Origin of the sequence: Sphingobium sp. SJ10-10 (assembly GCF_036038995.2) — a bacterium.
Taxonomy (GTDB): domain Bacteria; phylum Pseudomonadota; class Alphaproteobacteria; order Sphingomonadales; family Sphingomonadaceae; genus Sphingobium.
The window spans coordinates 3,111,031-3,137,128 of the sequence record NZ_CP158132.1 but is presented as its reverse complement, the minus strand read 5'-3'; the positions used below and the strand labels follow the sequence as shown (position 1 = coordinate 3,137,128).

Here is a 26,098-nt window from a genome sequence, read left to right as displayed (position 1 = left end):
CTCATGGGAGCGAAGGGCCGGTCGCCCGAAAAGGCTAAAGTTCGGCTTCTTCCAGGACGGGGGCAATCGCCTGCGCCAGCGTCGCGCCGGAATAGGGCTTCTTCAGCAGCGTCACATCACCGAACCGTTCCGGCAAATCCAGCCCATCGCCATAGCCGGTGGCGAAAAGAAAGGAGACGCCCTTTTCCGCCAGCAGGTCCGCCACCGGAAGGCTGGTTTCATTGCCGAGGTTGAAGTCCAGCACCGCCAGATCGACATCATGGATCGCAAGCGCTTCCCGCGCGCGGCCCACGCTGGCGGCGGTAATCACTTCGGCGCCCAGATCGCGCAGCGCATCCTCGCCATCCATGGCGATGATCATATTATCCTCAACCAACAGGACGTTGCGGCCCTTGAGCAGCGTCGGGGTCGGCGCTGGCGCAGGCTTGGCGCGTTCCGTGCCCACCACGTCCGGCAGGATGGAGGCGACATGGGCGGAGGGAATGCAGAAATGCGCCTCCACCCCCGAGAGGCGGTAATTGACCTCCGCCCGGCCACCCAGATCATAGGGGATGGAGCGTTCGATCACCGTCGAGCCGAAGCCCCGGCGCGTGGGCGCGACGACCGCCGGGCCGCCGCTCTCGCACCAGTGAAGCAGCAGACTGCCGTCGCCGTCGACCTCCCAGTCGATCGCCACGCTGCCATTGTCCGACAGCGCGCCATATTTGGCGGCATTGGTCAGCAGTTCATGGATCACCAGCGCCAGCACCGTGAAGGCCGCAGGGGTGAGCAACACATTGGGGCCGGTCAGCTTCACCCGGTCGCGGCGCTCGCCCAGATAGGCGGCCGCCTCCACCTCGATCAGGTCATAGAGCCGCGCGGGCGCCCAGCGATCAGCGGTGATCTGGTCATGGGCGCGGGCCAGCGCATGGACGCGGCTTTCCAGCGTGTCGATGAACTGGTCGACCGACTGGGCATTGTCGCGAGTCTGGGACAGCAGACCCCGGATCAGCGAAAGGATGTTGCGAACGCGGTGATTGAGTTCCGCGATCAGCAATTCCTGCTTTTCATGCGCCTTCTGCCGTTCCTCATGGGCGGAATCGGACAGGCGCAGGACGACTTCGAGCAGCGCCGTGCGCAACGCTTCGGCCACGCGCAATTCGGCGGCGGTGAAGGGCACGGCGGTGCCGCGCACCAGTTGCGACCATTCCTCAAAGCTTTTGCGTGGGGTCAGCCGCGGGCCGTTGGGACCATATTCGACATGCTTTTCCGGACTTCCCGCCCAGCGCACGGAGCGGAGCTGTTCGGCCCGGAACAGGACCACATAGTCGCGCGGACGGCGCGACAGCGGAATGGCGAGCAGTCCCGCCGCCCGATCGGCATAGGCGGATGCTTCAGGCATCAGGCCCGGCAGATGGTCGGTGGTGAAGACCTGGCTGGCCGCCGCCTGGTTCAGCATGGCGACGATCGCGGCGAAGCTCGGCCCGTCCGGGGTCAGGCCGGAAAAGGTCATCTGGCCGTCAATATAGACGCCGACCCCATCCGCGGGAATGGTGTCGAAGATCACATCGCCCAGCCAGCGGGCGTTGGACAGCAGGTCATGGTCCTGCGCGACCGCCGACATCAGCCGGTCGGCCACCTGCCGCGCCTTGCCCTCATAGGCGGCGGTTTCGCTGCGCTCGCGATTTTCTAGCATCATCGAGAAGATCTGGCCGAACAGTTCGGCCGCGCTGCGCTGCGCGAAACTGGGCAGCCGCGGGGCATAATGGTGGCAGGCGAACAGACCCCAGAGCCGCCCCTCGACGATGATCGAGATGGAGAGCGAAGCCCCCACCCCCATATTGCCGAGATATTCGATATGGATGGGCGATACGGCGCGAGTGAGGCAAAGCGACATGTCCAGCGCCGCGCCCGAAGGGTCGAGCTGCGGCACGACGGGAACCGGCTTCGCCCGCACGTCGGCAATCACGCGGAAGATGTTGCGCAGATAGAGCGCGCGCGCCTGGGCCGGAATGTCCGAAGCCGGATAGTGCAGGCCGAAAAAGCTGTCGATGCCGGGACGGAGCGCTTCGGCCACGACTTCGCCGTCGCCGCCATCAGCGAAGCGATAGACCATCACCCGGTCGAAGCCGGTCAGCGCCCGCACCTGCCGCGCGCCATCGCGCAGGAAGGCGGCCATGCCCTCCGTCTGGCCCAGGCGCGACACCATGGAGCGGACCATGCTGCTCGCTTCCATCTCGTCATGGGCGGCGGGTTCCGCCTCGATCACGACCAGCGATCCGGAAAAATGCACCGCCACGTCGAACGGCGCGATCCCATCGACCAGGGTGAGCGAGAAGATGCGTTCCACCGCGTCGGGTCCGCGCAACAGGGTGATGCGGTTGCGCAAGGAATGGACCGCCTCCGCATTGAAGATGCCGCTGACCGGCTGGCCCAGCATCTGTTCGGGCGAAAGGCCGATATGGTCGGCGCTGTTGGCCGAAACGCGCGACACCAGCCAGTCGGCGGTCAACGCGATCAGGAAGCCGAAGGGTTGGACGGCGCCCAGCACATGGATCGGCTCCCGGTCGCAATTGCTGAGGTCGACGGCGAAATCCCCGGCCGGAATATTGCCGCCATCAGCCATGGGCGATCGCCACTTCGTCGCCGGCGGCGGTCGCAAACAGATCGAAGGCTGCCTGCGCGCCGCGAATCGCCTCGTCGATCCATCGGTCGCTCCCTTCGGCGGCGGCTTCGTCCAGCGTCCGCTGAAAATCGGCCCATCCCCCCTTGTCATGCGTGGCCGACAGATAGGCATGCGGCAAACCCGGCGCGACCCGGCGAGCGAGCACCGCCCCGCCTAGCCGCGACCCTTCCAGCGTGTAGCGCGCGCCCCAACGAAAGGCATCGGGCAGCGGCATGGGCATCGAAATGGCGAAGGGCGTGGGCAAGGCTTCGTCCAGCGCCGCGAGATCCTGCGCCACCATCGGCAGGCGCGGCGCATCGGGCTGGGCGATCTCCTCCAGCGGGGCCAGCGCCCTGGCGTGCGCCTTCAGGAAAGCGGCATAGCTGGACCGTTCCTCAAGCGAAAAACGCGAGAACAGGTCATCCACACGCTGATGGCTTTCCATCGTCGCTTGGCGCAAGGCTTGTCGGGCGCGGCCGGCATTGGGCGTTCTCGTCACTCGACGGTCCTAATGTGGTTCACGGGGCGGCGCACTGATCTGGATCAGCTTTCATTTCCTCCTGTCCCATTTCCAGGATTCCCGCCGCGAAGCGAAATTGTGCGGCGGTCGTGGACCGATGTCCATCGCGCATCAAAAGATTCTTTCAAATCGCTGACAGACAAGTTCAGCATCGCGACATCGCCCGAGTCTTAAAAGCGACATATGAGGGGCAATGGCCCCGTGAAAATGAAGGCTAATGGCATGTTGAGGAAAATGATGCTGGCGGGGTTGATGACCGCGACGGTGCTGGGCGGGATCGCCCCGGCCTACGCCCAGCGAGGCGATGACAACGGCTGGCGCGGACGCGGCGGCGAACGGTCGGGACGGCCCGATGGCGGGCGCGGCGGTCAGGGCAATGGCCAGGCGCAACGTCAGGACGGCGGTGAGATGCGGCAACAGCAGGCGCAGCGCTGGGAACAGCGGCAGGCGGAACGGCCCGCGCCGGTGGCTCAGCCCCAGGCCCGACCGGACCGGCAGTGGCGCGGCAATGAAGCACGTCCCGAACAACGCGGACCGGACACGGTAACCCGTTGGAACCGTGGCGAACGCCGCTTCGAAACGACGGTTCGCGGCGATGACCGCAACGACCGCAACCGTCAGGGCTGGCAGGACAACCGGCGCGACGATGATCGCCGGGATCGGGATTGGCGCGACCGGGATCGGCGCGACGACCGCAACGACCGGCGGTGGAGCAATGACGACCGGCGCTGGAACGGCGGCAATCCGGGCTGGAATTCGGGACGGCGTTTCGATGACCGCAACCGTTGGGAAGGACAGCGGCGCTGGGACAGCGGCTGGCGCAACGACCGGCGCTATGACTGGTCGAGCTATCGCTCGCGCTATGGCGATCGCTACCGGATGGGGCGCTATTATGCGCCGCGTGGATGGAGCTACGGATATTCCCGCTATTCGATCGGGATCTTCCTGAACAGCCTGCTCTATTCGAACAGCTACTGGATCGACGATCCCTATTCTTACCGCTTGCCGCCCGCTTACGGCACGCTGCGCTGGGTCCGCTATTATGACGATGCGCTGCTGGTCGATATCCGCGACGGCTATGTGGTCGACGTGATCCACGATTTCTTCTGGTAACGCCGGAAGACAAGCGCTCCTGGACTGGCCTTCAGGAACCACTGGACCCGGAGCCATGCGCTCCGGGTCCTTTTCATTTGCGTGGACATGGGGGCCGGTGGCAGGAAGGCGGCATGAGCGAGATTGTTGACGATGGCGGCGTCGCCTCGATTGTCCGCGCACAGATCGGGGAAGCGGTGCGGGCGCGGCTGGACCGCAACCCGATGGTCAGCCGGATCGATGCGCCGCACCTGGAAATCTATGGGCGGCACGAATTTCTGAGCCCGGAGGAATGCGCCGGACTGCGGGAGCTGATCGATGCGGGCGCGCAGCCCTCCGCCCTGTTTTCCGGCAGCGCCAACGCGGATTACCGCACCAGCGCGAGCTGCAATCTCAGTCCCTGGAGTCCGCTGGTCAGCGCGGTCAGCGACCGCATCTGCGCGCTGATGGGCATCGCCCCCGAACATGGCGAGACGTTGCAGGGCCAGCGTTACCAACCGGGACAGGAATATAAGGCCCATTGGGACTATTTCCCGGTGACCGCCAATTACTGGCCGAGGATGCTGAAGACGGGCGGACAACGGAGCTGGACGGCGATGATCTATCTCTCCCCGGTCGAGGGGGGCGGAGAGACGCACTTCCCGCATTGCGAATTCATGGTGCCGCCGGTCCAGGGCATGCTGCTGATGTGGAACAATATGGAGCGGGACGGATCGCCCAACAGCTTCAGCCTGCACGCCGCCCGCCCGGTGGAAAAGGGCAGCAAATATGTCGTCACCAAATGGTTTCGCGAACGGGTCTGGACGCCCTGAAGCGATCCGGCGCTGATACAAACTGCGACATAAATGACTGATTCCTGACTACTTCATTCCCAACCCGTTCAGCCGGCGGGGTGCATATCTCTCTTCGTGGTCGGCGGAACCTGTCGGGCCGGGGAACAGTTACCCCCTTCCCACCGGATTTCAGCCGCCAGGCTATGGGAGAAAATCTATGCGTAAATTGATTATCTTGGGCCTGATGGCCGCTACGGTCATGCCGGGCGCCGCCATGGCCCAGTCCCGCGGCGAAGTGCGCGACAGCGCCCGCGACCTGCGTCAGGAACAGCGAGAGCTGCGCGACGCCCAGCGCTACGGCAGCCGGCACGACGTCCGCGAGGAACGGCGGGACGTGCGCGACGCAAGGCAGGAACTGCGCGAGGATTGGCGCGATTACCGCAGGTCGCACCGCGACGTTTATCGCGGCGGCAACTGGCGGGCGCCCTTCCGTTATAATCGCTGGGAGGTCGGTGCGCGGATCCGGCCGGGCTATTACAACTCGCGCTATTATATCTCCGACCCCTATCGCTATCGCCTGCCCCGCGCCGGCGCGAACCTGCAGTGGGTGAGGCATTATAACGACGTGCTGCTGGTCAACGTGCGGACCGGCCGGGTGATGGAAGTGCATCGCGGCTTCTTCTGGTAAGCCGACCCGCCTTGAATGACGAAACGGCCCCTGGGTTAAGCTTAGGGGCCGTTTCTTTTTGCGCTATGGCGCGTGCGGTCCATTGTGAAGCCCCCTTGGCCGCGCCGCTCGTTTCCGGGCGGGCGCGGCCGATGGCGCGCGCCAGGCACACCATCAGTCCGAAAGGGGGTGGACCATATGCCGAAACGCCCGAGGCAGCAGAATGTTCCGCCATGTCACCGGCTCAGGCGGCAAGCGCCTCCGCGATCAGGCGGCGGCTGTTGCCGATGCCGTAGAGCGCGATGAAGCTGCCCATGCGCGGCCCCTGGTCGGCGCCCAGCAATGTCTGGTAGAGCGCTTTGAACCAATCACGCAGCTCGGCAAAGCCATAGGCCTCGTCCTTGCCGATGGCATAGACGATGTTCTGGATATCCTCCGCCGTGGCATTGCCGGGCAGCGCGGCCAGTTCCTCGTCGAGCTTGCGCAGCGCGGCGGCTTCGCTTTCGGTGGGCGCGCGACGCTTGAGCGTCGGAGCGACGAAATCGCGGTGATAGGCGAGCGCATGGCCGATCAGCGCGTCCAGTTCCGGATAGGTCTGCGCATTGGCGTCCGCGACATAATTCTGGAGATAGCCCCAAACCTGTTCGCGGCTGGCGTCGCCCATCACGCCGACCAGATTGAGCAGCAGGCCGAAGGTGACCGGCAGTTCACCGTCGGGCAGTTGGCCGTCATGAATGTGATGGACGGGGTTGCCGAGCTGCTGCTCGACCGCCTGCTTGGAATAGTTGCCGCGGAACTGCCAATATTCGTCCACCGCGCGCGGGATGACGCCCATATGGAGCTGCTTGGCCTTTTTCGGCTCGCGATAGGCGTAGAAGGCAAGGCTCTCCTGCGGGCCGTAGGTAAGCCATTGCTCCAGGCTGAGGCCGTTGCCCTTGGACTTGGAGATCTTCTCGCCCTTTTCGTCGAGGAACATCTCGTAATTGAAGCCTTCGGGCGGACGGGCGCCCAGAGCGCGGCAGATCTTCGACGACTGGGTGACCGAATCGATCAGATCCTTGCCCGCCATCTCATAATCGACGCCCAGCGCCACCCAGCGCATCGCCCAGTCGACCTTCCATTGCAACTTCGCGCCGCCCGAGAGGATCGACTGCTCGATAATCTCACCCTCATCCTCGAAGCGGATGACGCCCTTGTCCGCGTCGATCACCTCGACCGGCACCTGAAGCACGATACCGCTCTTGGGGCTGATCGGCAGGACAGGGGAATAGGTCGCCTGCCGCTCCTTGCGCAACGTCGGCAGCATGATGTCCATGATGTCCTGATAATGGCGCAGGACGTTCTTGAGCGCCTCATCGAAAGCGCCGGACTTGTAACGCTCTGTGGCCGAAACGAACTCATAGTCGAAGCCGAAGCGGTCGAGAAAATCCCGCAGCATCGCGTTGTTGTGATGCGCGAAGCTCTCGAACTTCTCGAACGGGTCTGGCACCTGCGTCAACGGCTTGCCCAGATGCTGCGTCAGCATCGCCTGATTGGGCACATTGTCGGGCACCTTGCGCAAGCCATCCATATCGTCGCTGAACGCGATCAGGCGGGTCGGGATGTCCGACAGCGCATGATAGGCGTTGCGGACCATGGTGGTGCGCAATACCTCGTTGAACGTGCCGATATGCGGCAAGCCCGAGGGGCCGTAGCCGGTTTCGAACAGGACATAGCCCTTTTCGGGCGCGCCGTTCTGATAGCGTTTCAGAAGCTTGCGGGCTTCCTCATAGGGCCAGGCCTTGGACGCCTGCGCGGCGGTGCGGAGAAGTTCGGACACGGTCATGATGCGCTCCCCTAAGCATTTTCCAGTCAGATGGAAACATCTGGCAATTCGTAAAATGCGAAGGCCAAAGCATCCGCTATGGACGAAAGGGAACGATTTTCAGTGCCAAAGTGGAGACGAATGGCGGGTTTCGGGCGGCCGTCTTTAACTTTGATTAACCCTGATGATGCATATTTATCACGAGCTTAGGGGGCTCAGGAGGGACTATGCAGCCGCGCAGCCGTCACAGAATAACCGTCGATATTCCCGTCATCGTGACCACGGTACTCGACAGCCTGGAAGGAACGATCATCGATTTGAGCGAAGGCGGCGCCCAGATAGCGGGCTGCGGCCTGCCGGTGCGCAGCCAGTGCCAGATCGATTATGACGGCCATGTCGTCTTCGCGACGGTGCAATGGTCGGAAGAAGACCGGATGGGCATCCGCTTCCCCTATGAACTGGCCGACGGGCCGCTGTTCGACCGGCTGGAGATTGCGCGGTCGGCACGGCTCGCGCCGACGGCCTTTCAACCCCGGACCTTGGGCGCGCGCCCTGCGGGTGGATTCGGACGGCGGTTCGGCTGAATCGCCCGTTTTTCAGGTTTCCCTTTTGTTCCCGTTCGCCTAAGCGATATGGGTGATCGATCCCGCCGCCCTGCCCGCCCTTCACGCCAGTCATGGCGGCATCTGGCTCAGGGAAGGCACCGAGACGCAGGCCGTCGCCAAGGGCGCCGCGATCGCGCGAACGGCCGAGACGCCGACGCTGCTGCTGAATGCGCCGCTGACCGGGCAGCGGCTGGGCTATCCCGATCTGAACGGCCTCGATCTGCTGGAACTGTGGGCCTTCATCCATCCGGCGCGCTTTCTAGTGCCAACGCCCAAGGGGCTGGCCGAAGCGCTGAACCTGCCCCGTCCGGCGCGTGAATCGGATATACCCGCATTGTTGCAGGCTGCGACCAGCGCCTTGCTGGCAACGCTGGAATCCCCCTCATGGACCGAGCGCGAGGGCGGCTGGACGGCGGCGCAATCGCTGCATCGGCTGCGCTGGCCCTGGGCGCCGCTGGTGGCGCCCCGCATCGCTCAGCCGAAGGAGGCGGAGCGCTGGCTCTTTTCCAAGCTTCCGGAATGGGAGGAGGTTCCGCCCCGCCCCGCCCCCCGCTCGGTTTCGCTGCAATCCGACGCAGTGGTGGCGCGGCTGGAGCAATTGACCGGCGCGGGCGCCGAAGCGCGGCCCGGCCAGCGCGCCTATGCGGCGGCGGCGGCGGACGTCTTCCGGCCCAAGGCGCATCGCGACCAGCCCAATATGCTGCTGGCGGAGGCCGGGACGGGGATCGGCAAGACATTAGGCTATCTCGCCCCCGCCTCGCTCTGGGCCGGGGAAGCGCAGGGGACGGTGTGGATTTCCACCTATACCAAGGCGTTGCAGCGGCAATTGGACCGGGAATCCTTGCGCCTCTTTCCCGATCCCGCCGTGGCCGCGAAGCGGGTGGTGGTGCGCAAGGGGCGGGAAAATTATCTCTGCCTGCTGAACCTTGAGGATGCGCTGCAAGGCGGCTTTTCCGGGCGCGCGGCGATATTGGCGCAACTGGTGGCGCGCTGGGCGGCCTTCACCAAGGATGGCGACATGATCGGCGGCGACCTGCCGGGCTGGCTGCCGACTTTGTTCCGGCGCAACGGTTCCACCGCGCTGACCGACCGGCGCGGCGAGTGCATCTATGCGGGCTGTCCGCATTACCGCAAATGCTTCATCGAGCGATCGGCGCGGGCCTCGGCCGACGCGGATATCGTGATCGCCAATCATGCGCTGGTGATGATCAACGCGGCGCGGGGGCGCGAGACGGGACAGGCGCCGCAGCGCATCGTGTTCGACGAAGGCCATCATCTGTTCGACGCGGCGGATTCGACCTTTTCCGTTGCCCTGTCAGGGCAGGAGGCGATCGAGCTGCGCCGCTGGGTGATGGGGCCGGAGGGCAATTCGCGCGGGCGGCGGCGCGGCCTCGCGGCGCGGCTGTCAGACCTCGCCAGCTATGACGAGCAGGGCGGCGAAGCGATCCGGGCGGCGGCGGAGGCGGCGCGGGCACTCCCCGCCGATGAGTGGCTGAAGCGCATCGTCGCGGGCGAGCCGTTCGGGCCGGTCGAGGAACTGCTCGCGGCGGTGCGGGGCACGGTCTATGCGCGGGCCGCCGATACGGGCGAGGCCGATGCGGGCTATGGGCTGGAAACCGAGCTGGCCGAACCGGACGGCGCGCTCGTCGAGGCGGCGCAGGAGGCGGCGCGGGCGCTGGATGCGCTGCTGCGCCCCCTCACCCATCTGGGCAAGCGGATGGAGGCCGTGATCGAGGATGCGCCCGATTGGCTGGACGGCGCGGCGCGGGCGCGGGTCGAAGGGGCGATCGCCTCCCTGGGCTGGCGGCGCGATCTGGTGACGGCCTGGCTAGCGCTGCTGGCGCGGATCGGCGGCCCGGCGGACGCGGATTATGTCGACTGGCTGGCGGTCGAAAGGATCGAAGGACGGGAATTCGACATCGGCATCCACCGCCACTGGCTGGACCCGACCCGGCCGCTGGCGCAGGCGGTGCTGAAACCGGCGCAGGGGGTGCTGATCACCTCCGCCACGTTGAAGGGCGGCGGCGACTGGGACAATGCGACAAGCCGCAGCGGGGCGAGCCATTTGCCGCGTGGCGCCGACCAGTTCGAGGCGAGCAGCCCCTTCGACTATCCGGAGCGGTCGGAAGTGCTGATCGTCACCGACATCAAGCGCGGCGACATTGCCGCGCTGTCGGGTGCTTATGCGCGACTGATCGAGGCGGCGGGCGGTGGAACTTTGGGCCTGTTCACCGCGATCCGACGGCTGCGCGCCGTCCATGCGCGGATCGCGGACCGGCTGGCGCGGGCGGGACTGCCGCTCTACGCCCAGCATGTCGACCCGATCGATACGGGGACGCTGATCGATATTTTCCGCGACGACCCGCGCGCGTCGCTGCTGGGCACCGATGCCTTGCGCGACGGGGTGGACGTGCCGGGCCATTCGTTGCGGCTGGTAGTGATGGAGGGCGTGCCCTGGTCGAAGCCGACCGTGCTGCATGCCGCGCGCAAGCTGGCCGGAGGCGGCAGCGCCTATGACGACCGGCTGATCCGGGCGCGGATGGCGCAGGCCTTCGGCCGGCTGATCCGGCGGGCGGAGGACCGGGGAAGCTTCGTCATCCTCTCCGCCGCCATGCCCAGCCGGCTGCTCAGCGCCTTTCCGCCCGGCACGCCGATCCGCCGCCTGACGCTGGACGAAGCCATCATATCGGTCAGCGGCCATTCCCGCGCTGGCCTTGGCGGCGATGCAGCGCTAGGGCTTCAGGGACTCGAATCCGGCACCCACGACCTGGAGCAAAAATGAAGCGGTTGATCCTGTTCCGTCACGCCAAGTCCGATTGGGACGATCCGGTTGCGCGGGACTTCGACCGGCCTTTGAACCGTCGCGGCGAAAAGGCCGCGCTGGTGATGGGCGAATTCGCCAAGGCGCGCGGCATCCGGTTCGACATGGTGGTCGCATCCCCTGCGGTACGGGTGGTGGAAACGCTGAACAGCTTCTTCACCAGCTATGGTGAGGTGGTCGATCCGCATTGGGACCGGCGCATTTATCTGGCCTCCACCCCCACCCTGTTCGACGTGATCCGCGACCTGCCCGACAGCGCCGACAGCGTGCTGATGTCGGGTCATAATCCGGGGCTGGAGGAATTGATCCTCGATCTCGTCCCCGACAATGGCGCCAGCCCGCTGCGCGAGGATGTGGAGGTGAAATTCCCCACCGCCTCGATCGCGGTCATGGATCTGCCCATCGACCATTGGAGCGAGGTGAAACCCAATATCGCGAGCCTTGCCAGCTTCACCCGTCCACGCGACCTTGATCCGGCTTTGGGGCCGGGATCGCGCTGAGGGGCATGTGACGCCGATCCTCTGGCGACGGGCGGAGGCGCAAGATGCGGCGGCGCTATCGCTACTGGGCGGGGCGACCTTCCTCGCCAGCTTCGCCCATGATCATCCGGGCGACGCGCTGATCGCCCATATCCGCAGCGCGCACGGGGAAGCCTATTATGCGGCCGCGCTGGCCGATCGCAACCAGCTACTACTGATCGGAGAAACGCCGCTGGGCGCCCCTGTCGGCTATGCCCTGCTGACGCCGCCTGCGCTGTCCATCGAGACGCGGGAGGGCGATCTTGAACTCAAGCGCATCTATCTGCTCTCCAGCTGGCAGGGTGGAGGCAATGGCGCCAGGCTGATGGCGCTGGTGATGGAGGAAGCGCGGAGCCGGGGCGCGAAGCGATTATTGCTGGCGGTCTATGAGCGCAATGAGCAGGCTCAGCGCTTCTATGCGCGGCATGGTTTCACCGAAGTGGGCGAGACGGTCTTCATGGTAGGCGACGTGCCGTTTCGGGATCTGATCTTTGCAGCGCCGCTGGAATGACGACAGCTATTCGCCAATAGCCTTGGCCAATGCCGCACGAATGGCTTCGAGCCGGGGAAGCAGATCAGCTCCAGGTCTCGATTCGCCATTTTTCACAGGCGCCACCGATGCCGGAAGCGGATCGCCGCTGCCATCGGCCAGCGCCTTTTGCGCGCCACGCACAGTGAAGCCCTCGACATTCAGCAGATGATTGATCCGCCGCACCAGCGCCACATCAGCGGGCCGGTAATAGCGGCGATTGCCCGAACGCTGAAGCGGTCGAAGCTGGGTGAAACGCGTTTCCCAATAGCGCAAGATATGCTGCGGGAGATCGAGTTCGCTCGCCAGCTCACTGATCGTCAGAAATGCGCCCTCTGCCTTTTCCATGGTCATGATGTTGCACCCTTAGCGGCGCCAAGGTCAACCTTCGGGAAAATGGCTATTTTGGCGATCGTTCGGAGCGCGCTGCACCAAATCTGCTGCAGCGCGCTCTTGTTTTTGATTTTTGCATCATTTCAGGCGCAAAACCGGTTCCCGCCCTTCGACAAGTTCAGGACAGGCTTTTGCGCGCGATGCTTGAGCGCCTCAGACCGAGGCGACCCGATCCCGCATCGTCTGGCTGGCGCGGAAGGTCAGCACCCGGCGCGGTTCGATCGGCACTTCGACGCCCGTCTTGGGGTTGCGGCCCATGCGCTGCGTCTTGTCGCGCAGGACGAAAGTGCCGAAGCTGGAGATCTTCACATTTTCCCCGCGTTCGAGCGCGGCGGACATATGCTCCAATATGGATTCGATTAAGGTTGCCGCTTCCGCCCGCGAGAGGCCAATATGACGGTTCACGCTCTCCGCAAGATCCGCGCGCGTCAGAGTCCCTGTACCGCTCATCGCACTTCCCCACCTTGACACCCGTCGAGCCTAAATGCGGGTGATCATTTGACAATGTGCGCGCTTCTGCATGATTCGGCAAGATGATGCACAGCCGAAATCCTTAAAAAACCGTGAAAAATTGGCGATATAGCGGTCCCGGAACGGGACTTGGAGCGTTCCGGGGGAAAGCGGAAACGATTTTGGGCGGGAACGACCCGTCAAGATATGACGTGGATTGGTTCGGGGATGTGAAAATGGGTGGATGGCGGACCGCCTGCTGTCCTTGAAGTACACCGTGCTCCTGCGAAGGCAGCAATTGGCCAAATTCGGCCCTACACCCGCAGGACGCAGGCGCCCCACGTGAAACCGCCGCCCATCGCCTCCAGCACCAGCAGATCGCCGGGCTGGATGCGTCCGTCGCGCATGGCGAGATCGAGCGCTAGGGGCACCGAAGCGGCGGAGGTGTTGGCGTGCTGATCGACCGTCATCACCACCTTTTCCGGCGCCAGCTTCAGCTTGCGCGCCGTCGCGTCGAGGATGCGGGCATTGGCCTGATGCGGGACCAGCCAATCGATCTCGGCCGGGGTCATGCCGGCGACCTCCATCACTTCGGTCAGCACCGAAGCGAGGTTGGTGACGGCATGGCGGAAGACTTCCTGCCCCTTCATGCGCAGCTTGCCGACCGTCTGCGTGGTCGAAGGGCCGCCGTCGACATAGAGGAGCTGGTTATGGCGGCCATCGGCATGAAGCTTCGAAGCAAGGATGCCGCGCTTGCCGTCGGCGCTTTCCTCCACGCCCAACACGACCGCACCCGCGCCGTCACCGAAGAGGACGCAGGTGGTCCGGTCTTCCCAATCGAGGATGCGGCTGAAGGTTTCCGAGCCGATCACGATCGCATTCCGCGCCGCGCCGGAGCAGATCATGCTGTCGGCCACCGTGACGGCGTAGAGGAAGCCCGAGCAGACCGCAGCCACGTCGAAAGCCACGCAATCATTGATGCCGAGCGCCGCCTGAACGATCGTAGCGGAGGCAGGGAAGGTCTGGTCGGGCGTGGCCGTGGCGAGGATGATCAGGTCGATATCCTGCGCGCTGAGACCGGCGGCTTCCAGGGCGGCCTTGGCGGCGTCGGTGGCCAGAGTCGCAGTGGTTTCGCCCTCGCCCGCAATATAGCGATTGCGGATACCAGTGCGCTCGACGATCCATTCGTCGCTCGTGTCCACGGTCTGCGCCAATTCGGCATTGCTGACGGAGCGGACGGGCAGGGCGGAACCCGTGCCCAGGAGAACGGATCGGCGGATCACTTTGCGGGCAGCTCCATCCTGGATGCGGGAGCGGTCAGCCCCTCGATCCCGTGCATGTCGGCGGCGATACGCCGGGTGATGTCTTCCTCCAGCAGCCGCGCGGCGACATGGACGGCGTTGGCGACGCCCTTGTCATTGGCGCTGCCATGGCTCTTCACCACCACGCCATTGAGGCCAAGGAAGACGGCGCCATTATGGTTGTTGGGGTCGAGATGATGCCGCAGCAGATGCATCGCCGGCTTCGAGATCAGGAAACCGAGCTTGGAGCGGATAGAACTGGTGAAGGCGGTGCGCAACAGGTCGGTCACGAAACGGGCCGTGCCCTCCGCCGTCTTCAATGCGACATTGCCGGAAAAGCCGTCCGACACGATCACGTCGACATCGCCCCGGCCGATCTTGTCGCCTTCAGTGAAGCCTTCGAAGGATAGCGGCAGGCTGGTCGCGGCGCGCAGGATCGCGGCGGCGTCGCGGATTTCCTCCGTGCCCTTCATCTCCTCGGTGCCGATATTCATCAGACGCACGCGGGGCCGCTCAAGGTCGAGCGCGATGCGGGCATAGGCCGCGCCCATCACCGCGAACTGGACGAGATTGCGCGCGTCGCATTCGGTGTTGGCACCCAGGTCCAGCATGACCACGTCATTGTCGCCCAGGGTCGGCAGCATGGCGGCGAGCGCGGGGCGGTCAACGCCCTTCATGGTGCGCAGGGCGAGCTTCGCCATCGCCATCAGCGCGCCGGTATTGCCGGCCGAAACGGCCGCGCCGCATGTCCCCGCCTTCACCGCCGCGATGGCCATGCTCATCGAGCTGGTCTTCTTGCGGATGGCGACGCTGGGCTTGTCGCCCGAATCCACGACGTCGGCTGCGTGGACGATTTCCGACGCGGCGCGCAGATTGGGATGATGGTCGAGCGCGGACTTGATCCGCGCTTCGTCTCCGAAAAGGGTGAAGCGCAGCCCTTCGTGACGGTGACGGGCGAGCGCTGCGCCCGCCATCATCACGCGTACGCCTTCATCCCCGCCCATCGCGTCGATTGCGATTCGCGGTTGGCTGGACAAGTTAACGCACCCTTTTCAGGAGAAATTCTTAAGCGTCAGGCCCCGACGGCGAGGACTTCGCGGCCGTTATAGTGGCCGCAGGCGTCGCACAGATTGTGCGGGCGCTTCAGTTCGCCGCAGTTCGAGCATTCCTGGAACGCTTCGACGCGCAGCGAATCGTGGCTGCGGCGCATGCCGCGACGGGAGGGGGACGTTTTCCTCTTGGGGACAGCCATGTCGGCACCTTATTCCGTAATTGATCGTTTAGTGCGACTGGCCAGTTCCGTCTGGATGCGGACGCCAACGGCGCCGCAGACCCATGCGGCCCGGATGATCGCGAAGCCCTGCGCCTATAGCGCTTTTTGGCCCATGCGCAAGTCCTTCTTGCCCCGGCATCCTGTCGCCCTATTCTGGCCGCGTCACGATAATGCGGGGGAAATCCGATGTTGCTGCCGATCACACTGACGCTGGCCGCCGCCTGCGCGCTGCTCAACATGTGGCTGGGGGTTCGCTGCGCGCGAATCCGGATTTCCGACCAGGTGCTGCATGGCGACGGCGGCAGCGCGCTGTTGGCCAAGCGGATGCGGGCCCATGCCAATTTCATCGAATATGTGCCGGTGACGCTGATTCTCTTCGGACTGGTGGAACTGGCGATCGGGGCGTCGATGTGGCTCTGGGGCGCGGCGCTGGCGCTGGTGTTGGCGCGAATCGCCCATGCCTTTGGGATGGACGCGGAGAAACCAACTGTTTGGCGCGCAGGCGGGGCGCTGCTGACCTGGGTGGTGATGGTCGGGATGGCGGTGGCGGCGCTGTATGTCGCCTATGGAGCGACGCGGGAGGTGCCTGCGCCGCCCGCCATGGCCATGATCCGGTAGAATCAGGCCAGAACGGAATCCGCGACGAAGGGATTGGTGCGGCGTTCATGGGCGAAGTTGCTCATCGGGCCGTGGCCGGGAACGAACGCCGTGTCGCCGCCCAAGGGCCAGAGCTTGCCGGTGATCGCGTCGATCAGATCCTGATGGTTGCCCAACGGAAAGTCGGTTCGGCCGATCGAACCCTGGAACAGCACGTCACCCACGATGGCAAGCTTGCTGGGGGCGTGGTGGAAGACGACATGGCCCGGCGTGTGGCCGGGGCAGTGATAAACGTCGAGCGTCAGATTGCCGACCGTCACCTGATCGCCGTCGTGGAGCCAGCGATCGGGTTCGAAGCTTTCACCATTGATGCCATATTTCTGACCGTCTTCGCCCAGGCGGTCGATCCAGAAACGGTCGGCTTCATGCGGCCCTTCGATCGGCACGCCCAATTCGCGGGCAAGGATACCCGCCTGGCCGCAATGGTCGATATGGCCATGGGTGACGAGGATCTTCTCGATGGTGACGCCATGCTGCTCCGCCGCCTTTTTCAGCACCGGCAGGTCGCCGCCCGGATCGACGAAGGCGCCGCGATTGGTCGCCGTGCACCAGAAGAGCGTGCAATTCTGCTGGAGCGGCGTCACGGGAATCAGGGCGGCTTTCAGGGGCGGAGTCGTCATGCCGCTGATGTGGCGAAGCTGCGCGCCGGGCGCAAGGTTTAGCCCACATTCTCCGTGGCGAAGGGTTCCGCCAGGCTGATGCTGTCCAACACCTTGGCCGTTTCATCGCGCACGCGAAGCATCACCCTATGCAACCGGCATTCCGATTCGGGCAGGCAATTGGTGCACGTCTCATGCGCGAAACGGCTGGCGCAGGGCGTAAGCGCCAGCGAACCCCGCGTCAGCCGGACGATGTCGCCATAGCTGATGTCGACCGGCGCCAGCGCCAGCCAATAGCCCCCGTCGCGCCCCCGCTGGGTCGCGACCAGCCCTTCCCGCGCCAGTTCCGACAGGATCACCGTCAGGAATTTGGACGGAATATTCTGGCGCGTGGCGATCTCGTTCAGGGGCACCGGGCCTTGCCGGTAGCGGTCTGCGAGATGCTGGAGGGCACGGATGGCGTAACGGGTCTTCTGCGAAAGCATGGGGCTGTTATTCGCTTCCGCCGAAGATTTGACAAGCCATCAGGGCGCGGGATTCAGCGCTTCACGCGCTTGTTTGGGAAAATCGCTGAACATGGCGTCCACGCCCGTGCGGGCAACCGCCTGGACATAGCCTGCAAAGTCCCCCCTGCCCTGCGGATCGTCGGCGCGCTGGAAGGCGGCGGGCAGGAAGCTGTTTTCCATGCGCAGCGTCCAGACATGGACTTGCAGTCCCGCATCATGGGCGCGCCCGACCAGCCCCGTCGGGCCTTCGGGCGCCAACACCATGGCGGTCGCCGGACCGATGCCGTCAGCATAATCCGCGATCTGCTTCAGCCCCTGCGTCGTCATCATGTCGGCATAGGTCGTGCCCGGCGCATCGGCGGGGCCGCCCTCGCCCTCGACAAGCTGGATCAGGCGCAGGCGGGACACGGCGCGCAGAGCCTTCAGATTGCCGACCTCGAAAGATTGGATGAAGACCGGATCGGCCTCCGTCTGATAGCCATATTGGCTGAGCAGCGCGAGCAGCGGCGCCTGATGGGCCAGGCCGATTCCGGCGAAATAGCTGGGATGCTTGGTTTCGGGATAGAGGCCGATGCGGCGGCCGGTTTCCGCTTCCTTGGCGCGGACCAGCTTCAATATCTCCTCGAAGGTCGGGATCGGATAGAGATCGTTGAAGCGGCTGTTGGCGGCACGAAGCTGCGGCAACCGTTCGCGGGCGCGCAGCGTGCGCAGTTCCGCGAGGGTGAAATCCTCGGTGAACCAGCCGGTTATGGGCTGACCATCGATCGTCTTGCTGGTCTTGCGAGCGGCGAATTCAGGATGATCCGCGACGTCGGTGGTGCCGCTTATCTCATTTTCATGCCGGGCGACGAGAACGCCGTCGCGGGTCAGCACCAGATCGGGCTCGATATAGTCGGCGCCCTGGTCGATCGCGCGTTCATAAGCGGCGAGCGTATGTTCGGGCCGCTCGCCGCTGGCGCCGCGATGGGCGATGATGAAGGGTTCGGCCATCACGGGCGCCGCCGTCAAAAGAGCGAGGAGGAGGATGGCGGCTGTGCGGAGCATCCTCCCGAAAATCATGCCTTCACGCGCTCCAGAGCGTCCTCATAGGTGGTCGCCTTGAAGCCGACGACGGTGCGGTCGCCCAGATCCAGGATCGGGCGCTTGATCATCGAGGGGTTGCTCATCATCAGCAGCACCGCCTTGTCCGCGTCGATATGGGCCTTGTCGCCGGCATCCAATGCCTTGAAGGTCGTGCCGGAACGGTTGAGGATGGTTTCCCACCCATGTTCCTCGACCCAGCCGCGCAGCGCCGTCTCGTCGACGCCCGACACCTTGTAATCGTGGAAGCTGTAGGGCTTGCCGCTATTGTCGAGGAAATTGCGCGCCTTCTTGATCGTGTCGCAATTCTTGATGCCGTACATGGTCAGCATGGGACTTATCCTTTGAAGGCGGTGACTTCGATCTCGATCTTCATCTCCGGCTTGATAAGGCCGGTGACGATGCAGCTTGCGGCGGGGCGAATCTCACCGAAAATCGGTGCGGTCGCCTGGCCCAGCTCGTCCCAATAAGCGGGGTCGGTGATATAATAGGTCACGCGCACCACGTCCGCAAAGGAGAAGCCGGCTTCTTCCAGCGCCTTGCCGATGACCTTCAGCGCGTTCCGGCCCTGATCCACAACGGATTCGGGCATGGCCTTGGTCTCCGGATCGGTGCCGGTTGTTCCGGCGACGAAGCACCAGTCGCCCTGAACGACGGCGCGCGAATAGCCAACCTGCGCCTCGAAAGGCGAGCCGGAGGAAATGAGCTGGCGGGGCATGGGGATTCCCTTTGTGCAGACCTGGGAGAAATGGGGCGGAAAGGATCGTGGCGGCTCTTGCCCCGTTCGCAGGATACTGTCCAGCGCCTTTTGCCGGAAGGGAACGGCGCGGACCGCTGGCCGTTGAAGCGGGGAAGGAGACAGGCCATGGACCGACCCGACAACACCCCTTTCCCCGACAGCGGCGAAGAGAATAGCGAGCAGGCCGAAGCGGGTTCGCAGGCCCAGGATGTGGCCGAGGAGGCGCGGACGCGCTCGACCGATCGGGCGGAGGATAGCGAACGCGGCGGGCGGCCCAATCCGGCGCAGATCCTGCCGGACGATACGCCCGATCTGGTCGAGAAGATGGAGGAGATGAACCGGTCGGGCCGGATCGACAATGACGCCTTTGCCGGGGAACCGCAGATGGATGATGAGGAAGACAGCCTCGGTCCGACCGAGGATGAGGATTAGGCGCTGCGCATTGGCTGATTACGCGTCCTGGTTCAAGGACAGGTTGATCATGCCCCGTGCCATATGGCTGAGCGCCTCTGCCATGGCCCCGGCGAGGTCCGGATCGAGGCCGGGTTGCGTCTCGATCGCGCGGGTCATGGCGGTGGCCCATTGATCCGCCAGCACCGACGTGATCGGAAAGGCGCGGTGCAGCGACATGATGCATTGGCCGCGCTCGAACCAGTCGCGGGGCCCGCCCGCCCAGCCCGCCAGGAACCGGGTGAGGCCGTGGCGCACGGCGTTCAGATCCGCCGCATGGATGGCGCGGAGGTCGGCATAGGCCGAATCCTGCTCGATCAGGTCGTAGAAGCGGTTGGCGATGGCGGCCACGGCTGGCTCGCCGCCGATGCGGGCATAAGGGGTGGTCATGGAGCCTCCTGCTGGTAGGATCAGCGTGGCGGCTGGGGCCGAGCGGTCATTGATCCTGGTCAAATCGGAAGGTTTTGACGCGAGACGGACCGAACAAGTTTCGTTATGGCTGCGTCATGAGCCGAAGATCGAGGAAGAGCCGCAGCGATGAGGTGTGGCTGGCGGAGGCGCGCCGGGCGAGCCGAGGGCGGTTGCAAAGGAAGAAAGCGAAGGCGCCGTCCCTGGCTCCGCTGGTCATCGGCGGGGTGCTGATCGGCGCCGGCCTGGGCTGGTTCGGACCCGAGATGATGCAGCGCTTTCAGAACAGCCGGTGGGAGCAGGTCACGTCGCCGGCGGTGGGCGACAGCCTGTCGGCGCGGTTCGGATTTTGCCACACGGGCGGCGGAACCAATTGCGTCGTCGACGGCGACACGTTCTGGTTCCACGGGGAGAAGGTGCGGGTGATGGATATCGACGCGCCCGAAACCCATGATCCACGCTGTGCCGGGGAAGCGGCCTTGGGCGCGCGGGCGACGCAGCGGTTGCAGCAATTGATGAATGCCGGCCCCTTCTCGCTGGAGAGCGGGGATCGGGAGACGGACCGCTATGGGCGGGCGTTGCGGGTGGTGACGCGGGGCGGGGAGTCGCTTGGCGAGACGCTGGTGGCCGAAGGACTGGCGCGGGAATGGGATGGCGCGCGGCATCCCTGGTGCTGAAGGCCGGGGGGAGGACAAGCCTCCCCCATCGGATTCTCAGCGGCAGTTCAGGCTGCCCCGGTCGATTTCGCGACCGAGCAGCGCGCCTGCGCCTGCGCCGATGATGACGCCAGCGGTGTTCGAGCGTCCACGGTCGAGCTGACCGCCGAGCAGGCCGCCCAGCGCCGCGCCGACGATCAGGCCAGTGGTGCCGTCCGAGCGGCGGCAATAATAGCGATCGTCATAGCCGCGATAGATGCGGGTGCTGCGGGTCACGCGGATCGGCTCGTAGCCATCGCGATAATAGCGGTCCGGGCGATAATAGCGGCCATAGCGCGGGTCCGGACGGTTCCAGTCATAGCTGTAGACGACCCCGCTCGGGCGGCGCCAGCCTTCGTGACGGCCATTGTCATGCCGTCCGCCATGCTTCCAGTCATCGCGGCCATGGCCCTTGCCATGCCCGGCCCAGGGCGGCGGGTCGGCGGCGGCAGGGGCTGCGCTCAGCGTCACGGCGCCGAGCGACAAGGCGGCAAAAGCGGCTTTCAGGGTGAACTTCATCTCTGGCTCCCTTGGCTGATTAGTCGATGGGAGCACAACATCCGAAAGCGGATAAACGTTGCATGAACGGAACAAAACATTGTGTTCATGTGGCCGTCAGTTTTCGGGCCGGCAATCAGAAAGGCTGTCGATTGCGCCCTTCTGCCGATCGGTGACGGTGCCGGCGGTCGCGCTGCTATCGTCCTTGTCGGAAGTGCCCACGAACTGGATCGCCGTCAGGATTACAAGCACCGCCCAAAGCACCGCCATCCAGCGGCTGGTGAAGAGGGAGGAGAGACGGACGCCGAACATGAGCGGGAGGTTAGGCAATTGCGAATAATATTGCGAATAATAAAGAGTTACCTGGCTCGATCACATTTGAGCCGAATGCATCCCATCCTCCGGGACGCATCATCGCCTGACAGCGCACCTTTGTTACCGCAATCCGGGTAATCGCAAGCGATGTAACGGTCCCGATCCATTACATCGCTACGATGGCGCTCCTAGAGCAGAATCCGACCCGATTGCATCGGATCGGCTGCTCTAGACCTTTGTTTTGCCGCGTTTTCCGAGTCAGCAGATGATTGGCTTCGCCGAACTGCCGTTTCTATCTGCTTAGAAAACGCTCTAGCCTTGAATGCCTTACTCCGCCGCGATCCCCGCTGCCTTGAACATATCCGGGTCGCCAGCTTCATCGGCGTTGGCGGCGGTGCCGCTCTTGAGTTTGCTGCGGCGGTCGAACGCATCCCACACATCGTTCCACTGGCCGCGCGTGGCGCCCTTCGAATATTCCGTCGCGCGGGTTTCGAAGAAATTGGCATGCTCGACGCCGTTCAGCAGCGGGGTCAGCCAGGGGAGCGGATGCTCGTCGATCATGTAGATTGGCTTCAGACCCAATTGCCCCAGGCGCCAGTCAGCGATGTAGCGGACATATTTCTTGATGTCCTTGGGCGTCATGCCGGGGACCGGGCCCATTTCGAAGACGAGATCGACGAACGCATCCTCGATCCGCACCGTCTTCTGGCACATGTCCATGATGTCGTCCTTGACCGACGCGGTCAGGCAATCGCGTTCCTTCACGAAGGCGTGGAACAGACGGATGATGCCTTCGCAGTGCAGCGTCTCGTCGCGGACCGACCAGGTGACGATCTGGCCCATGCCCTTCATCTTGTTGAAGCGCGGGAAGTTCATCAGCATCGCGAAGCTGGCGAAGAGCTGCAAGCCCTCCGTAAAGCCGCCGAACATGGCGAGCGTCTTGGCGATGTCCTCGTCCGTGTCGACGCCGAACTGCTGGAGATAGTCGTGTTTGTCCTTCATCTCCTTATACTGCATGAAGGCGCTATATTCGCTCTCGGGCATGCCGATGGTGTCGAGCAGGTGCGAGTAAGCGGCGATATGGACCGTCTCCATGTTGCTGAAAGCAGTCAGCATCATCTTGATTTCGGTCGGCTTGAACACGCGGCCATATTTTTCGTGGTAGCAGTCCTGCACTTCCACGTCGGCCTGGGTGAAGAAGCGGAAGATCTGGGTCAGCAGATTGCGCTCATGGTCGCTCAATTTCTGCGCCCAGTCGCGGCAATCCTCGCCCAGCGGCACTTCCTCCGGCAGCCAGTGGAGCTGCTGCTGGCGCTTCCAGAATTCATAGGCCCAGGGATATTCGAAGGGCTTGTAGACCTTGCTGGCTTGAAGAAGTGGCATGGGTAATTCCTGATCTAACGCAGTGCCTCTACCTGTTGAAGAGGGCTATTTCTTTTTTGGTTTATCAGGTGCTTGCGTGAGCGCAGCACCTGCAATCGATTTAATTTCTTTGGGCGACAAACTCTTCGGGTCTTTCAAGCCCTTCGCGGCAATCGACGCCACTTTCGAAGAAGTCTTTTCATCTTTCGCCATGCAAAATACTCCACAAACTCGGCCGAAGTCTACCTTGAGCGAAATCACTGGCAGGCGAGGCACTCGTCATAGTCGGTGGTCTCGCCAATTTCGAATTTCGGGGCGTCGATGGTGTTGTCCGCTTCGACCCCTCCTGCAAAGCCGGCGCGCTGCACCGACTTGGAGCGCAGATAATAGAGCGACTTGATGCCCAGTTCCCATGCCCGGTAGTGGAGCATGAGCAGATCCCATTTTTCCACATCCGCCGGGATGAACAGGTTCAGCGACTGCGCCTGATCGATGAAGGGCGTGCGGTCGGCGGCCAGTTCGAGCAGCCAGCGCTGATCGATCTCGAAACTGGTCTTGAACGTGTCCTTCTCTTCCTGGCTGAGGAAGTCGAGATGCTGGACGCTGCCGCCCTTTTCGAGGATCGAGTTCCAGACGGCCGTGCTGTCCTTCGCCTTTTCGACCAGCAGCTTTTCGAGATAGGGGTTCTTGATCGCGAAGCTGCCCGACAGCGTCTTGTGGGTGTAGATGTTCGCCGGGATCGGCTCGATACAGGCGCTGGTGCCGCCGCAGATGATGGAGATCGACGCGGTGGGCGCGATCGCCATCTTGCAGGAGAAGCGCTCCATCACACCCATGTCGGCGGCGTCCGGGCACGGACCGCGCTCGACCGCGAGCTGCATCGAGGCTTCGGCGGCCTTTTCGCTGATATGCTTGAAGATGCGCAGGTTCCAGCTCTTGGCCATCGCGCCTTCAAACGGAAGTCCCCGGGCCTGGAGGAATGAGTGGAACCCCATCACCCCCAGGCCCACTGACCGTTCACGGCTCGCACTATATTTCGCCCGCGCCATTTCCGGCGGCGCGCGGTCGATATAGTCCTGCAGCACATTGTCGAGGAAGCGCATGACATCCTCGACAAACTGCTTGTCGTCCTTCCACTCATCCCAGGTTTCGAGATTGAGCGAAGAAAGGCAGCAGACTGCCGTGCGGTCATTGCCGATATGGTCGCGACCCGTCGGCAAAGTGATTTCGGAGCAAAGGTTCGACGTCGACACCTTGAGGCCCAGATCGCGGTGATGCTTGGGCATCATGCGGTTCACGGTGTCGTTGAAGACGATATAGGGCTCGCCGGTGGCGAGGCGGACCTCGACCAGCTTCTGGAACAGGGCGCGGGCGTTGACGCTGCCGCGTACCGACTGGTCCTTGGGACTGCGCAGATTGAATTCGGTGCCGTCGCGGACCGCTTCCATGAACTCGTCGGTCAGCAGCACGCCATGGTGCAGGTTCAACGCCTTGCGGTTGAAGTCGCCGGACGTCTTGCGGATTTCGAGGAACTCCTCGATCTCCGGGTGGGAGACGTCGAGATAGCAGGCGGCCGAACCGCGGCGCAGGCTGCCCTGGCTGATCGCGAGGGTGAGGCTGTCCATCACGCGGACGAAGGGGATGATGCCGCTGGTCTTGCCGTTGAGGCCGACCGGCTCGCCAATGCCGCGCACATTGCCCCAATAGGTGCCGATGCCGCCGCCGCGCGAGGCGAGCCAGACATTCTCGTTCCAGGTGTTGACGATGCCTTCCAGGCTGTCGTCCACCGAGTTCAGATAGCAGCTGATCGGCAGACCCCGACCCGTGCCGCCGTTCGACAGGACGGGCGTGGCGGGCATGAACCAGAGGCGCGAAATATAGTCATAGACGCGCTGGGCATGGTCTGCATCATCCGCATAGGCGGCGGCGACCCGGGCGAAGAGATCCTGATAGCTTTCGCCGGGCAGCAGATAGCGGTCCTGGAGCGTGTCCTTGCCGAAGTCGGTCAGCAGCGCGTCGCGGCTGGCGTCGGTCGTGACATGGAAACGGCGCTCCAGCACGCTGGACGAAGACATGGGGGACGAGCTGGAAACGGCATCGGCCTTGGGGGTCGGCGCTACCTTCTTCTTTTCCGCCACGGTTTCGACCACTTCGTCAATCACGGTTGCCACGTCGCTTGCACTCACCTGTTCGCTGTCTCGAAAATCCATACCAGCCCCCGAATGTTCCTGTTTCGTTCGATTCGGTCAAGCCGCTGTCGGCCGGGCCGAAGCAACTTAGCATTTTCGACCCGGTCAGGCACGGAAATGGGGCCAGCAAGCGCAATCGCAAGGGCAAAAATACCCTCCCTCCGGGAACCAGCCCGGCAGGCACGATCACAATCTGTTGGGTAACCCCCGTTAACCTGATACAAGGGATAGTGCCACAGCTTCATTTCCTTTCAAGGGGGTAAATGACAATTCGGGGACTCGGTTCGTCGCCGCCCCGACTCATTTCATCGACGGTTCGGCACGTCGCAACGCAGCGACGCATGGACTTTCCTTGGCTTGCCAAAAGGCAAGAGGGACAATTTCGATTGTAAAATAAATTTGGCTTGCCACGGAAATGCGCGAAAGCGGTGCTACGACCCATGGCGTTTCGTGACCGTGGCATGACAAGATATAGTGTGAAGGCGCTGCGAAAAGCCGATCCAGATCAATGAAGGGGGTGTTTTCCGCCCCAGGAGAGGAGCCGACATGATTCTCTATTACCACCCCCTCTCCTCCTATTGCTGGAAGGTGCTGATCGCCCTTTACGAGAGTGGCGCGGCGTTCGAACCGCGCATGCTGGAAGACCCGGCTGTCGCGGAAGCCTGGCTGGCGCTGTGGCCGCTGGGGAAATTCCCCGTGCTGCGCGATGAGTCGCGGGACCGGACGATCGCGGAGACCAGCATCATCGTCGAATATCTGGGGCAGCATCGTCCGGGGCCGTTCCGCCCGATTCCCGACGATGCCGACGCCGCGCTGGAGGTGCGGCTGATGGACCGGCTGTTCGACAATTATGTGATGACGCCGGTGCAGGCGATCGTCGGGGACAAGATTCGGCCCGAAGGGGTGGCGCGCGATGCCTATGCCGTGGGAGAGGCGCGGCGGATGCTGGGCAAGGCCTATGCGCTGTTGGAAGCGCGGATGGCGGGGCGGCGATGGGCGGCGGGGGACGACTTCACGCTGGCCGATTGCGCGGCGGCGCCGGCGCTATTCTATGCGGACAAGATCGAGCCGATGCGGGGCGGCTTTCCGGGGCTGGGCGCCTATCTGGAGCGGCTGGAGGCGCGGGAGAGCTTTGCGCGGGTGCTGCGGGAGAAGGAGCCGTGGTGGCATATGTTCCCGTTCGCGGATGAGGGGGCTTAGACCCGCCAGG

Annotated in this window: 30 protein-coding genes; 11 read left to right on the top strand and 19 right to left on the bottom strand. The window is 63.9% G+C overall.

The genetic code is table 11. The features are described from left to right. Positions 1 to 34 precede the first annotated feature (34 nt). A complete protein-coding gene (locus tag VVT58_RS15340) occupies positions 35 to 2,605 on the bottom strand; it encodes an HWE histidine kinase domain-containing protein (RefSeq protein WP_327752955.1) in 2,571 nt (856 codons plus the stop codon). Continuing rightward, positions 2,598 to 3,143 (bottom strand): biliverdin-producing heme oxygenase, encoded by a 546-nt coding sequence (locus VVT58_RS15335; protein ID WP_327752956.1) that lies wholly within the window; start codon positions 3,141 to 3,143, stop codon positions 2,598 to 2,600. Before VVT58_RS15335 ends, VVT58_RS15340 begins: the two co-directional genes overlap by 8 nt. Positions 3,144 to 3,386: 243 nt before the next feature. On the opposite strand from VVT58_RS15335, the gene VVT58_RS15330 reads away from it, so the two are divergent. From VVT58_RS15330 to VVT58_RS15320, 3 genes are all read left to right on the top strand, one after another. Further along, on the top strand, positions 3,387 to 4,277 hold the full coding sequence (locus VVT58_RS15330) for an RcnB family protein (protein WP_327752957.1): 891 nt from the start codon (positions 3,387 to 3,389) through the stop codon (positions 4,275 to 4,277). A gap of 113 nt (positions 4,278 to 4,390) precedes the next feature. After that, the gene (locus VVT58_RS15325; RefSeq protein WP_327752958.1) at positions 4,391 to 5,068 is read left to right on the top strand and encodes a 2OG-Fe(II) oxygenase; all 678 of its coding nucleotides are present in this window, start codon (positions 4,391 to 4,393) and stop codon (positions 5,066 to 5,068) included. Between the two features lie 178 nt (positions 5,069 to 5,246). After that, on the top strand, positions 5,247 to 5,717 hold the full coding sequence (locus VVT58_RS15320; protein ID WP_327752959.1) for an RcnB family protein: 471 nt from the start codon (positions 5,247 to 5,249) through the stop codon (positions 5,715 to 5,717). 223 nt (positions 5,718 to 5,940) lie between these two features. Here the strand turns inward: VVT58_RS15320 and VVT58_RS15315 are convergent, their stop codons facing one another. Beyond that, positions 5,941 to 7,521 (bottom strand): lysine--tRNA ligase, encoded by a 1,581-nt coding sequence (locus tag VVT58_RS15315; RefSeq protein WP_327752960.1) that lies wholly within the window; start codon positions 7,519 to 7,521, stop codon positions 5,941 to 5,943. A gap of 206 nt (positions 7,522 to 7,727) precedes the next feature. Between VVT58_RS15315 and VVT58_RS15310 the strand changes: the two genes are divergently transcribed. The 4 genes from VVT58_RS15310 to VVT58_RS15295 are packed head-to-tail and all read left to right on the top strand — an operon-like array spanning position 7,728 to position 11,955. Then, entirely contained in the window at positions 7,728 to 8,084 is a 357-nt protein-coding gene (locus VVT58_RS15310; protein ID WP_327752961.1) for a PilZ domain-containing protein, read from the top strand. Between the two features lie 52 nt (positions 8,085 to 8,136). Beyond that, complete coding sequence (locus tag VVT58_RS15305; RefSeq protein WP_327752962.1) at positions 8,137 to 10,887, top strand: ATP-dependent DNA helicase; 2,751 nt, start codon at positions 8,137 to 8,139, stop codon at positions 10,885 to 10,887. Next, on the top strand, positions 10,884 to 11,426 hold the full coding sequence (locus VVT58_RS15300) for a histidine phosphatase family protein (protein WP_327752963.1): 543 nt from the start codon (positions 10,884 to 10,886) through the stop codon (positions 11,424 to 11,426). Before VVT58_RS15305 ends, VVT58_RS15300 begins: the two co-directional genes overlap by 4 nt. 7 nt (positions 11,427 to 11,433) lie before the next feature. Further along, entirely contained in the window at positions 11,434 to 11,955 is a 522-nt protein-coding gene (locus tag VVT58_RS15295) for a GNAT family N-acetyltransferase (protein WP_327752999.1), read from the top strand. Positions 11,956 to 11,961: 6 nt separating this feature from the next. Here VVT58_RS15295 and VVT58_RS15290 read toward each other — a convergent pair whose 3' ends face one another. The 5 genes from VVT58_RS15290 to rpmF all read right to left on the bottom strand — a co-directional run bounded on the left by VVT58_RS15290 (position 11,962) and on the right by rpmF (position 15,369). Next, entirely contained in the window at positions 11,962 to 12,321 is a 360-nt protein-coding gene (locus VVT58_RS15290; RefSeq protein WP_327753000.1) for a MerR family transcriptional regulator, read from the bottom strand. Between the two features lie 198 nt (positions 12,322 to 12,519). Next, complete coding sequence (gene ihfA, locus VVT58_RS15285; RefSeq protein ID WP_087575301.1) at positions 12,520 to 12,816, bottom strand: integration host factor subunit alpha; 297 nt, start codon at positions 12,814 to 12,816, stop codon at positions 12,520 to 12,522. A gap of 314 nt (positions 12,817 to 13,130) precedes the next feature. Next, complete coding sequence (locus tag VVT58_RS15280) at positions 13,131 to 14,099, bottom strand: beta-ketoacyl-ACP synthase III (RefSeq protein ID WP_087576026.1); 969 nt, start codon at positions 14,097 to 14,099, stop codon at positions 13,131 to 13,133. Further along, positions 14,096 to 15,121, bottom strand: coding sequence for a phosphate acyltransferase PlsX (gene plsX, locus VVT58_RS15275; protein WP_066560084.1), 1,026 nt, complete (start codon positions 15,119 to 15,121; stop codon positions 14,096 to 14,098). Before plsX ends, VVT58_RS15280 begins: the two co-directional genes overlap by 4 nt. A 68-nt stretch (positions 15,122 to 15,189) precedes the next feature. Beyond that, a complete protein-coding gene (gene rpmF, locus VVT58_RS15270) occupies positions 15,190 to 15,369 on the bottom strand; it encodes a 50S ribosomal protein L32 (RefSeq protein WP_066560085.1) in 180 nt (59 codons plus the stop codon). Between the two features lie 207 nt (positions 15,370 to 15,576). Here rpmF and VVT58_RS15265 point away from each other — a divergent pair, with 207 nt between their 5' ends. Beyond that, positions 15,577 to 16,008, top strand: coding sequence for an MAPEG family protein (locus VVT58_RS15265; RefSeq protein WP_087576027.1), 432 nt, complete (start codon positions 15,577 to 15,579; stop codon positions 16,006 to 16,008). A gap of 2 nt (positions 16,009 to 16,010) precedes the next feature. Here VVT58_RS15265 and VVT58_RS15260 read toward each other — a convergent pair whose 3' ends face one another. The 5 genes from VVT58_RS15260 to VVT58_RS15240 are packed head-to-tail and all read right to left on the bottom strand — an operon-like array spanning position 16,011 to position 18,950. Next, the gene (locus VVT58_RS15260; protein WP_327752965.1) at positions 16,011 to 16,667 is read right to left on the bottom strand and encodes an MBL fold metallo-hydrolase; all 657 of its coding nucleotides are present in this window, start codon (positions 16,665 to 16,667) and stop codon (positions 16,011 to 16,013) included. A 38-nt stretch (positions 16,668 to 16,705) separates the two neighbouring features. Continuing rightward, positions 16,706 to 17,131: an Rrf2 family transcriptional regulator gene (locus VVT58_RS15255; RefSeq protein ID WP_066560091.1), complete on the bottom strand. Its 426-nt coding sequence runs from the start codon at positions 17,129 to 17,131 to the stop codon at positions 16,706 to 16,708. Positions 17,132 to 17,170: 39 nt separating this feature from the next. Beyond that, on the bottom strand, positions 17,171 to 18,211 hold the full coding sequence (locus VVT58_RS15250) for a glycerophosphodiester phosphodiesterase (RefSeq protein ID WP_327752966.1): 1,041 nt from the start codon (positions 18,209 to 18,211) through the stop codon (positions 17,171 to 17,173). Continuing rightward, a complete protein-coding gene (locus tag VVT58_RS15245; RefSeq protein WP_066560099.1) occupies positions 18,208 to 18,564 on the bottom strand; it encodes an ArsC family reductase in 357 nt (118 codons plus the stop codon). The genes VVT58_RS15250 and VVT58_RS15245 overlap by 4 nt, the downstream gene beginning before the upstream one ends. Positions 18,565 to 18,569: 5 nt before the next feature. After that, complete coding sequence (locus tag VVT58_RS15240; RefSeq protein WP_066560102.1) at positions 18,570 to 18,950, bottom strand: RidA family protein; 381 nt, start codon at positions 18,948 to 18,950, stop codon at positions 18,570 to 18,572. A gap of 147 nt (positions 18,951 to 19,097) precedes the next feature. Between VVT58_RS15240 and VVT58_RS15235 the strand changes: the two genes are divergently transcribed. After that, positions 19,098 to 19,403, top strand: coding sequence for a hypothetical protein (locus tag VVT58_RS15235; RefSeq protein WP_087576030.1), 306 nt, complete (start codon positions 19,098 to 19,100; stop codon positions 19,401 to 19,403). Positions 19,404 to 19,421: 18 nt separating this feature from the next. Here the strand turns inward: VVT58_RS15235 and VVT58_RS15230 are convergent, their stop codons facing one another. Next, positions 19,422 to 19,811, bottom strand: coding sequence for a globin (locus tag VVT58_RS15230; protein WP_327752968.1), 390 nt, complete (start codon positions 19,809 to 19,811; stop codon positions 19,422 to 19,424). A gap of 116 nt (positions 19,812 to 19,927) precedes the next feature. On the opposite strand from VVT58_RS15230, the gene VVT58_RS15225 reads away from it, so the two are divergent. Then, positions 19,928 to 20,506, top strand: a complete 579-nt coding sequence (locus tag VVT58_RS15225; protein WP_327752969.1) for a thermonuclease family protein — start codon at positions 19,928 to 19,930, stop codon at positions 20,504 to 20,506. 36 nt (positions 20,507 to 20,542) lie between these two features. On the opposite strand, the gene VVT58_RS15220 is transcribed toward VVT58_RS15225, so the two are convergent. The 5 genes from VVT58_RS15220 to VVT58_RS15200 form a co-directional block, all read right to left on the bottom strand. Continuing rightward, positions 20,543 to 21,043 (bottom strand): glycine zipper 2TM domain-containing protein, encoded by a 501-nt coding sequence (locus tag VVT58_RS15220; protein ID WP_066560109.1) that lies wholly within the window; start codon positions 21,041 to 21,043, stop codon positions 20,543 to 20,545. 96 nt (positions 21,044 to 21,139) lie between these two features. Beyond that, entirely contained in the window at positions 21,140 to 21,334 is a 195-nt protein-coding gene (locus tag VVT58_RS15215; RefSeq protein ID WP_327752970.1) for a hypothetical protein, read from the bottom strand. A gap of 330 nt (positions 21,335 to 21,664) precedes the next feature. Beyond that, positions 21,665 to 22,720 carry a ribonucleotide-diphosphate reductase subunit beta gene (locus VVT58_RS15210; protein WP_066560112.1) on the bottom strand — a complete coding sequence of 352 codons (1,056 nt, stop codon included), beginning with the start codon at positions 22,718 to 22,720 and terminating at the stop codon, positions 21,665 to 21,667. 45 nt (positions 22,721 to 22,765) lie between these two features. Further along, positions 22,766 to 22,912 carry a hypothetical protein gene (locus VVT58_RS15205; protein ID WP_176392493.1) on the bottom strand — a complete coding sequence of 49 codons (147 nt, stop codon included), beginning with the start codon at positions 22,910 to 22,912 and terminating at the stop codon, positions 22,766 to 22,768. Positions 22,913 to 22,956: 44 nt separating this feature from the next. Next, positions 22,957 to 24,909 (bottom strand): ribonucleoside-diphosphate reductase subunit alpha, encoded by a 1,953-nt coding sequence (locus tag VVT58_RS15200; RefSeq protein ID WP_087576013.1) that lies wholly within the window; start codon positions 24,907 to 24,909, stop codon positions 22,957 to 22,959. Positions 24,910 to 25,434: 525 nt separating this feature from the next. Between VVT58_RS15200 and VVT58_RS15195 the strand changes: the two genes are divergently transcribed. Continuing rightward, positions 25,435 to 26,088: a glutathione S-transferase family protein gene (locus tag VVT58_RS15195; RefSeq protein WP_327752971.1), complete on the top strand. Its 654-nt coding sequence runs from the start codon at positions 25,435 to 25,437 to the stop codon at positions 26,086 to 26,088. The last annotated feature ends 10 nt before the right edge of the window (positions 26,089 to 26,098 follow it).

What these genes read in the sequence shown, in the direction of transcription:
- VVT58_RS15340 (WP_327752955.1), bottom strand. Translation starts at nt 2,605, where the DNA reads ATGGCTGATGGCGGCAATATTCCGGCCGGGGATTTCGCCGTCGACCTC.
- VVT58_RS15330 (WP_327752957.1), top strand. Translation starts at nt 3,387, where the DNA reads ATGTTGAGGAAAATGATGCTGGCGGGGTTGATGACCGCGACGGTGCTG.
- VVT58_RS15325 (WP_327752958.1), top strand. Translation starts at nt 4,391, where the DNA reads ATGAGCGAGATTGTTGACGATGGCGGCGTCGCCTCGATTGTCCGCGCA.
- VVT58_RS15320 (WP_327752959.1), top strand. Translation starts at nt 5,247, where the DNA reads ATGCGTAAATTGATTATCTTGGGCCTGATGGCCGCTACGGTCATGCCG.
- VVT58_RS15315 (WP_327752960.1), bottom strand. Translation starts at nt 7,521, where the DNA reads ATGACCGTGTCCGAACTTCTCCGCACCGCCGCGCAGGCGTCCAAGGCC.
- VVT58_RS15310 (WP_327752961.1), top strand. Translation starts at nt 7,728, where the DNA reads ATGCAGCCGCGCAGCCGTCACAGAATAACCGTCGATATTCCCGTCATC.
- VVT58_RS15300 (WP_327752963.1), top strand. Translation starts at nt 10,884, where the DNA reads ATGAAGCGGTTGATCCTGTTCCGTCACGCCAAGTCCGATTGGGACGAT.
- VVT58_RS15290 (WP_327753000.1), bottom strand. Translation starts at nt 12,321, where the DNA reads ATGGAAAAGGCAGAGGGCGCATTTCTGACGATCAGTGAGCTGGCGAGC.
- ihfA (WP_087575301.1), bottom strand. Translation starts at nt 12,816, where the DNA reads ATGAGCGGTACAGGGACTCTGACGCGCGCGGATCTTGCGGAGAGCGTG.
- plsX (WP_066560084.1), bottom strand. Translation starts at nt 15,121, where the DNA reads ATGGGCGGGGATGAAGGCGTACGCGTGATGATGGCGGGCGCAGCGCTC.
- rpmF (WP_066560085.1), bottom strand. Translation starts at nt 15,369, where the DNA reads ATGGCTGTCCCCAAGAGGAAAACGTCCCCCTCCCGTCGCGGCATGCGC.
- VVT58_RS15265 (WP_087576027.1), top strand. Translation starts at nt 15,577, where the DNA reads ATGTTGCTGCCGATCACACTGACGCTGGCCGCCGCCTGCGCGCTGCTC.
- VVT58_RS15260 (WP_327752965.1), bottom strand. Translation starts at nt 16,667, where the DNA reads ATGACGACTCCGCCCCTGAAAGCCGCCCTGATTCCCGTGACGCCGCTC.
- VVT58_RS15255 (WP_066560091.1), bottom strand. Translation starts at nt 17,131, where the DNA reads ATGCTTTCGCAGAAGACCCGTTACGCCATCCGTGCCCTCCAGCATCTC.
- VVT58_RS15250 (WP_327752966.1), bottom strand. Translation starts at nt 18,211, where the DNA reads ATGATTTTCGGGAGGATGCTCCGCACAGCCGCCATCCTCCTCCTCGCT.
- VVT58_RS15245 (WP_066560099.1), bottom strand. Translation starts at nt 18,564, where the DNA reads ATGCTGACCATGTACGGCATCAAGAATTGCGACACGATCAAGAAGGCG.
- VVT58_RS15240 (WP_066560102.1), bottom strand. Translation starts at nt 18,950, where the DNA reads ATGCCCCGCCAGCTCATTTCCTCCGGCTCGCCTTTCGAGGCGCAGGTT.
- VVT58_RS15235 (WP_087576030.1), top strand. Translation starts at nt 19,098, where the DNA reads ATGGACCGACCCGACAACACCCCTTTCCCCGACAGCGGCGAAGAGAAT.
- VVT58_RS15230 (WP_327752968.1), bottom strand. Translation starts at nt 19,811, where the DNA reads ATGACCACCCCTTATGCCCGCATCGGCGGCGAGCCAGCCGTGGCCGCC.
- VVT58_RS15225 (WP_327752969.1), top strand. Translation starts at nt 19,928, where the DNA reads ATGAGCCGAAGATCGAGGAAGAGCCGCAGCGATGAGGTGTGGCTGGCG.
- VVT58_RS15220 (WP_066560109.1), bottom strand. Translation starts at nt 21,043, where the DNA reads ATGAAGTTCACCCTGAAAGCCGCTTTTGCCGCCTTGTCGCTCGGCGCC.
- VVT58_RS15215 (WP_327752970.1), bottom strand. Translation starts at nt 21,334, where the DNA reads ATGTTCGGCGTCCGTCTCTCCTCCCTCTTCACCAGCCGCTGGATGGCG.
- VVT58_RS15210 (WP_066560112.1), bottom strand. Translation starts at nt 22,720, where the DNA reads ATGCCACTTCTTCAAGCCAGCAAGGTCTACAAGCCCTTCGAATATCCC.
- VVT58_RS15205 (WP_176392493.1), bottom strand. Translation starts at nt 22,912, where the DNA reads ATGGCGAAAGATGAAAAGACTTCTTCGAAAGTGGCGTCGATTGCCGCG.
- VVT58_RS15200 (WP_087576013.1), bottom strand. Translation starts at nt 24,909, where the DNA reads ATGGATTTTCGAGACAGCGAACAGGTGAGTGCAAGCGACGTGGCAACC.
- VVT58_RS15195 (WP_327752971.1), top strand. Translation starts at nt 25,435, where the DNA reads ATGATTCTCTATTACCACCCCCTCTCCTCCTATTGCTGGAAGGTGCTG.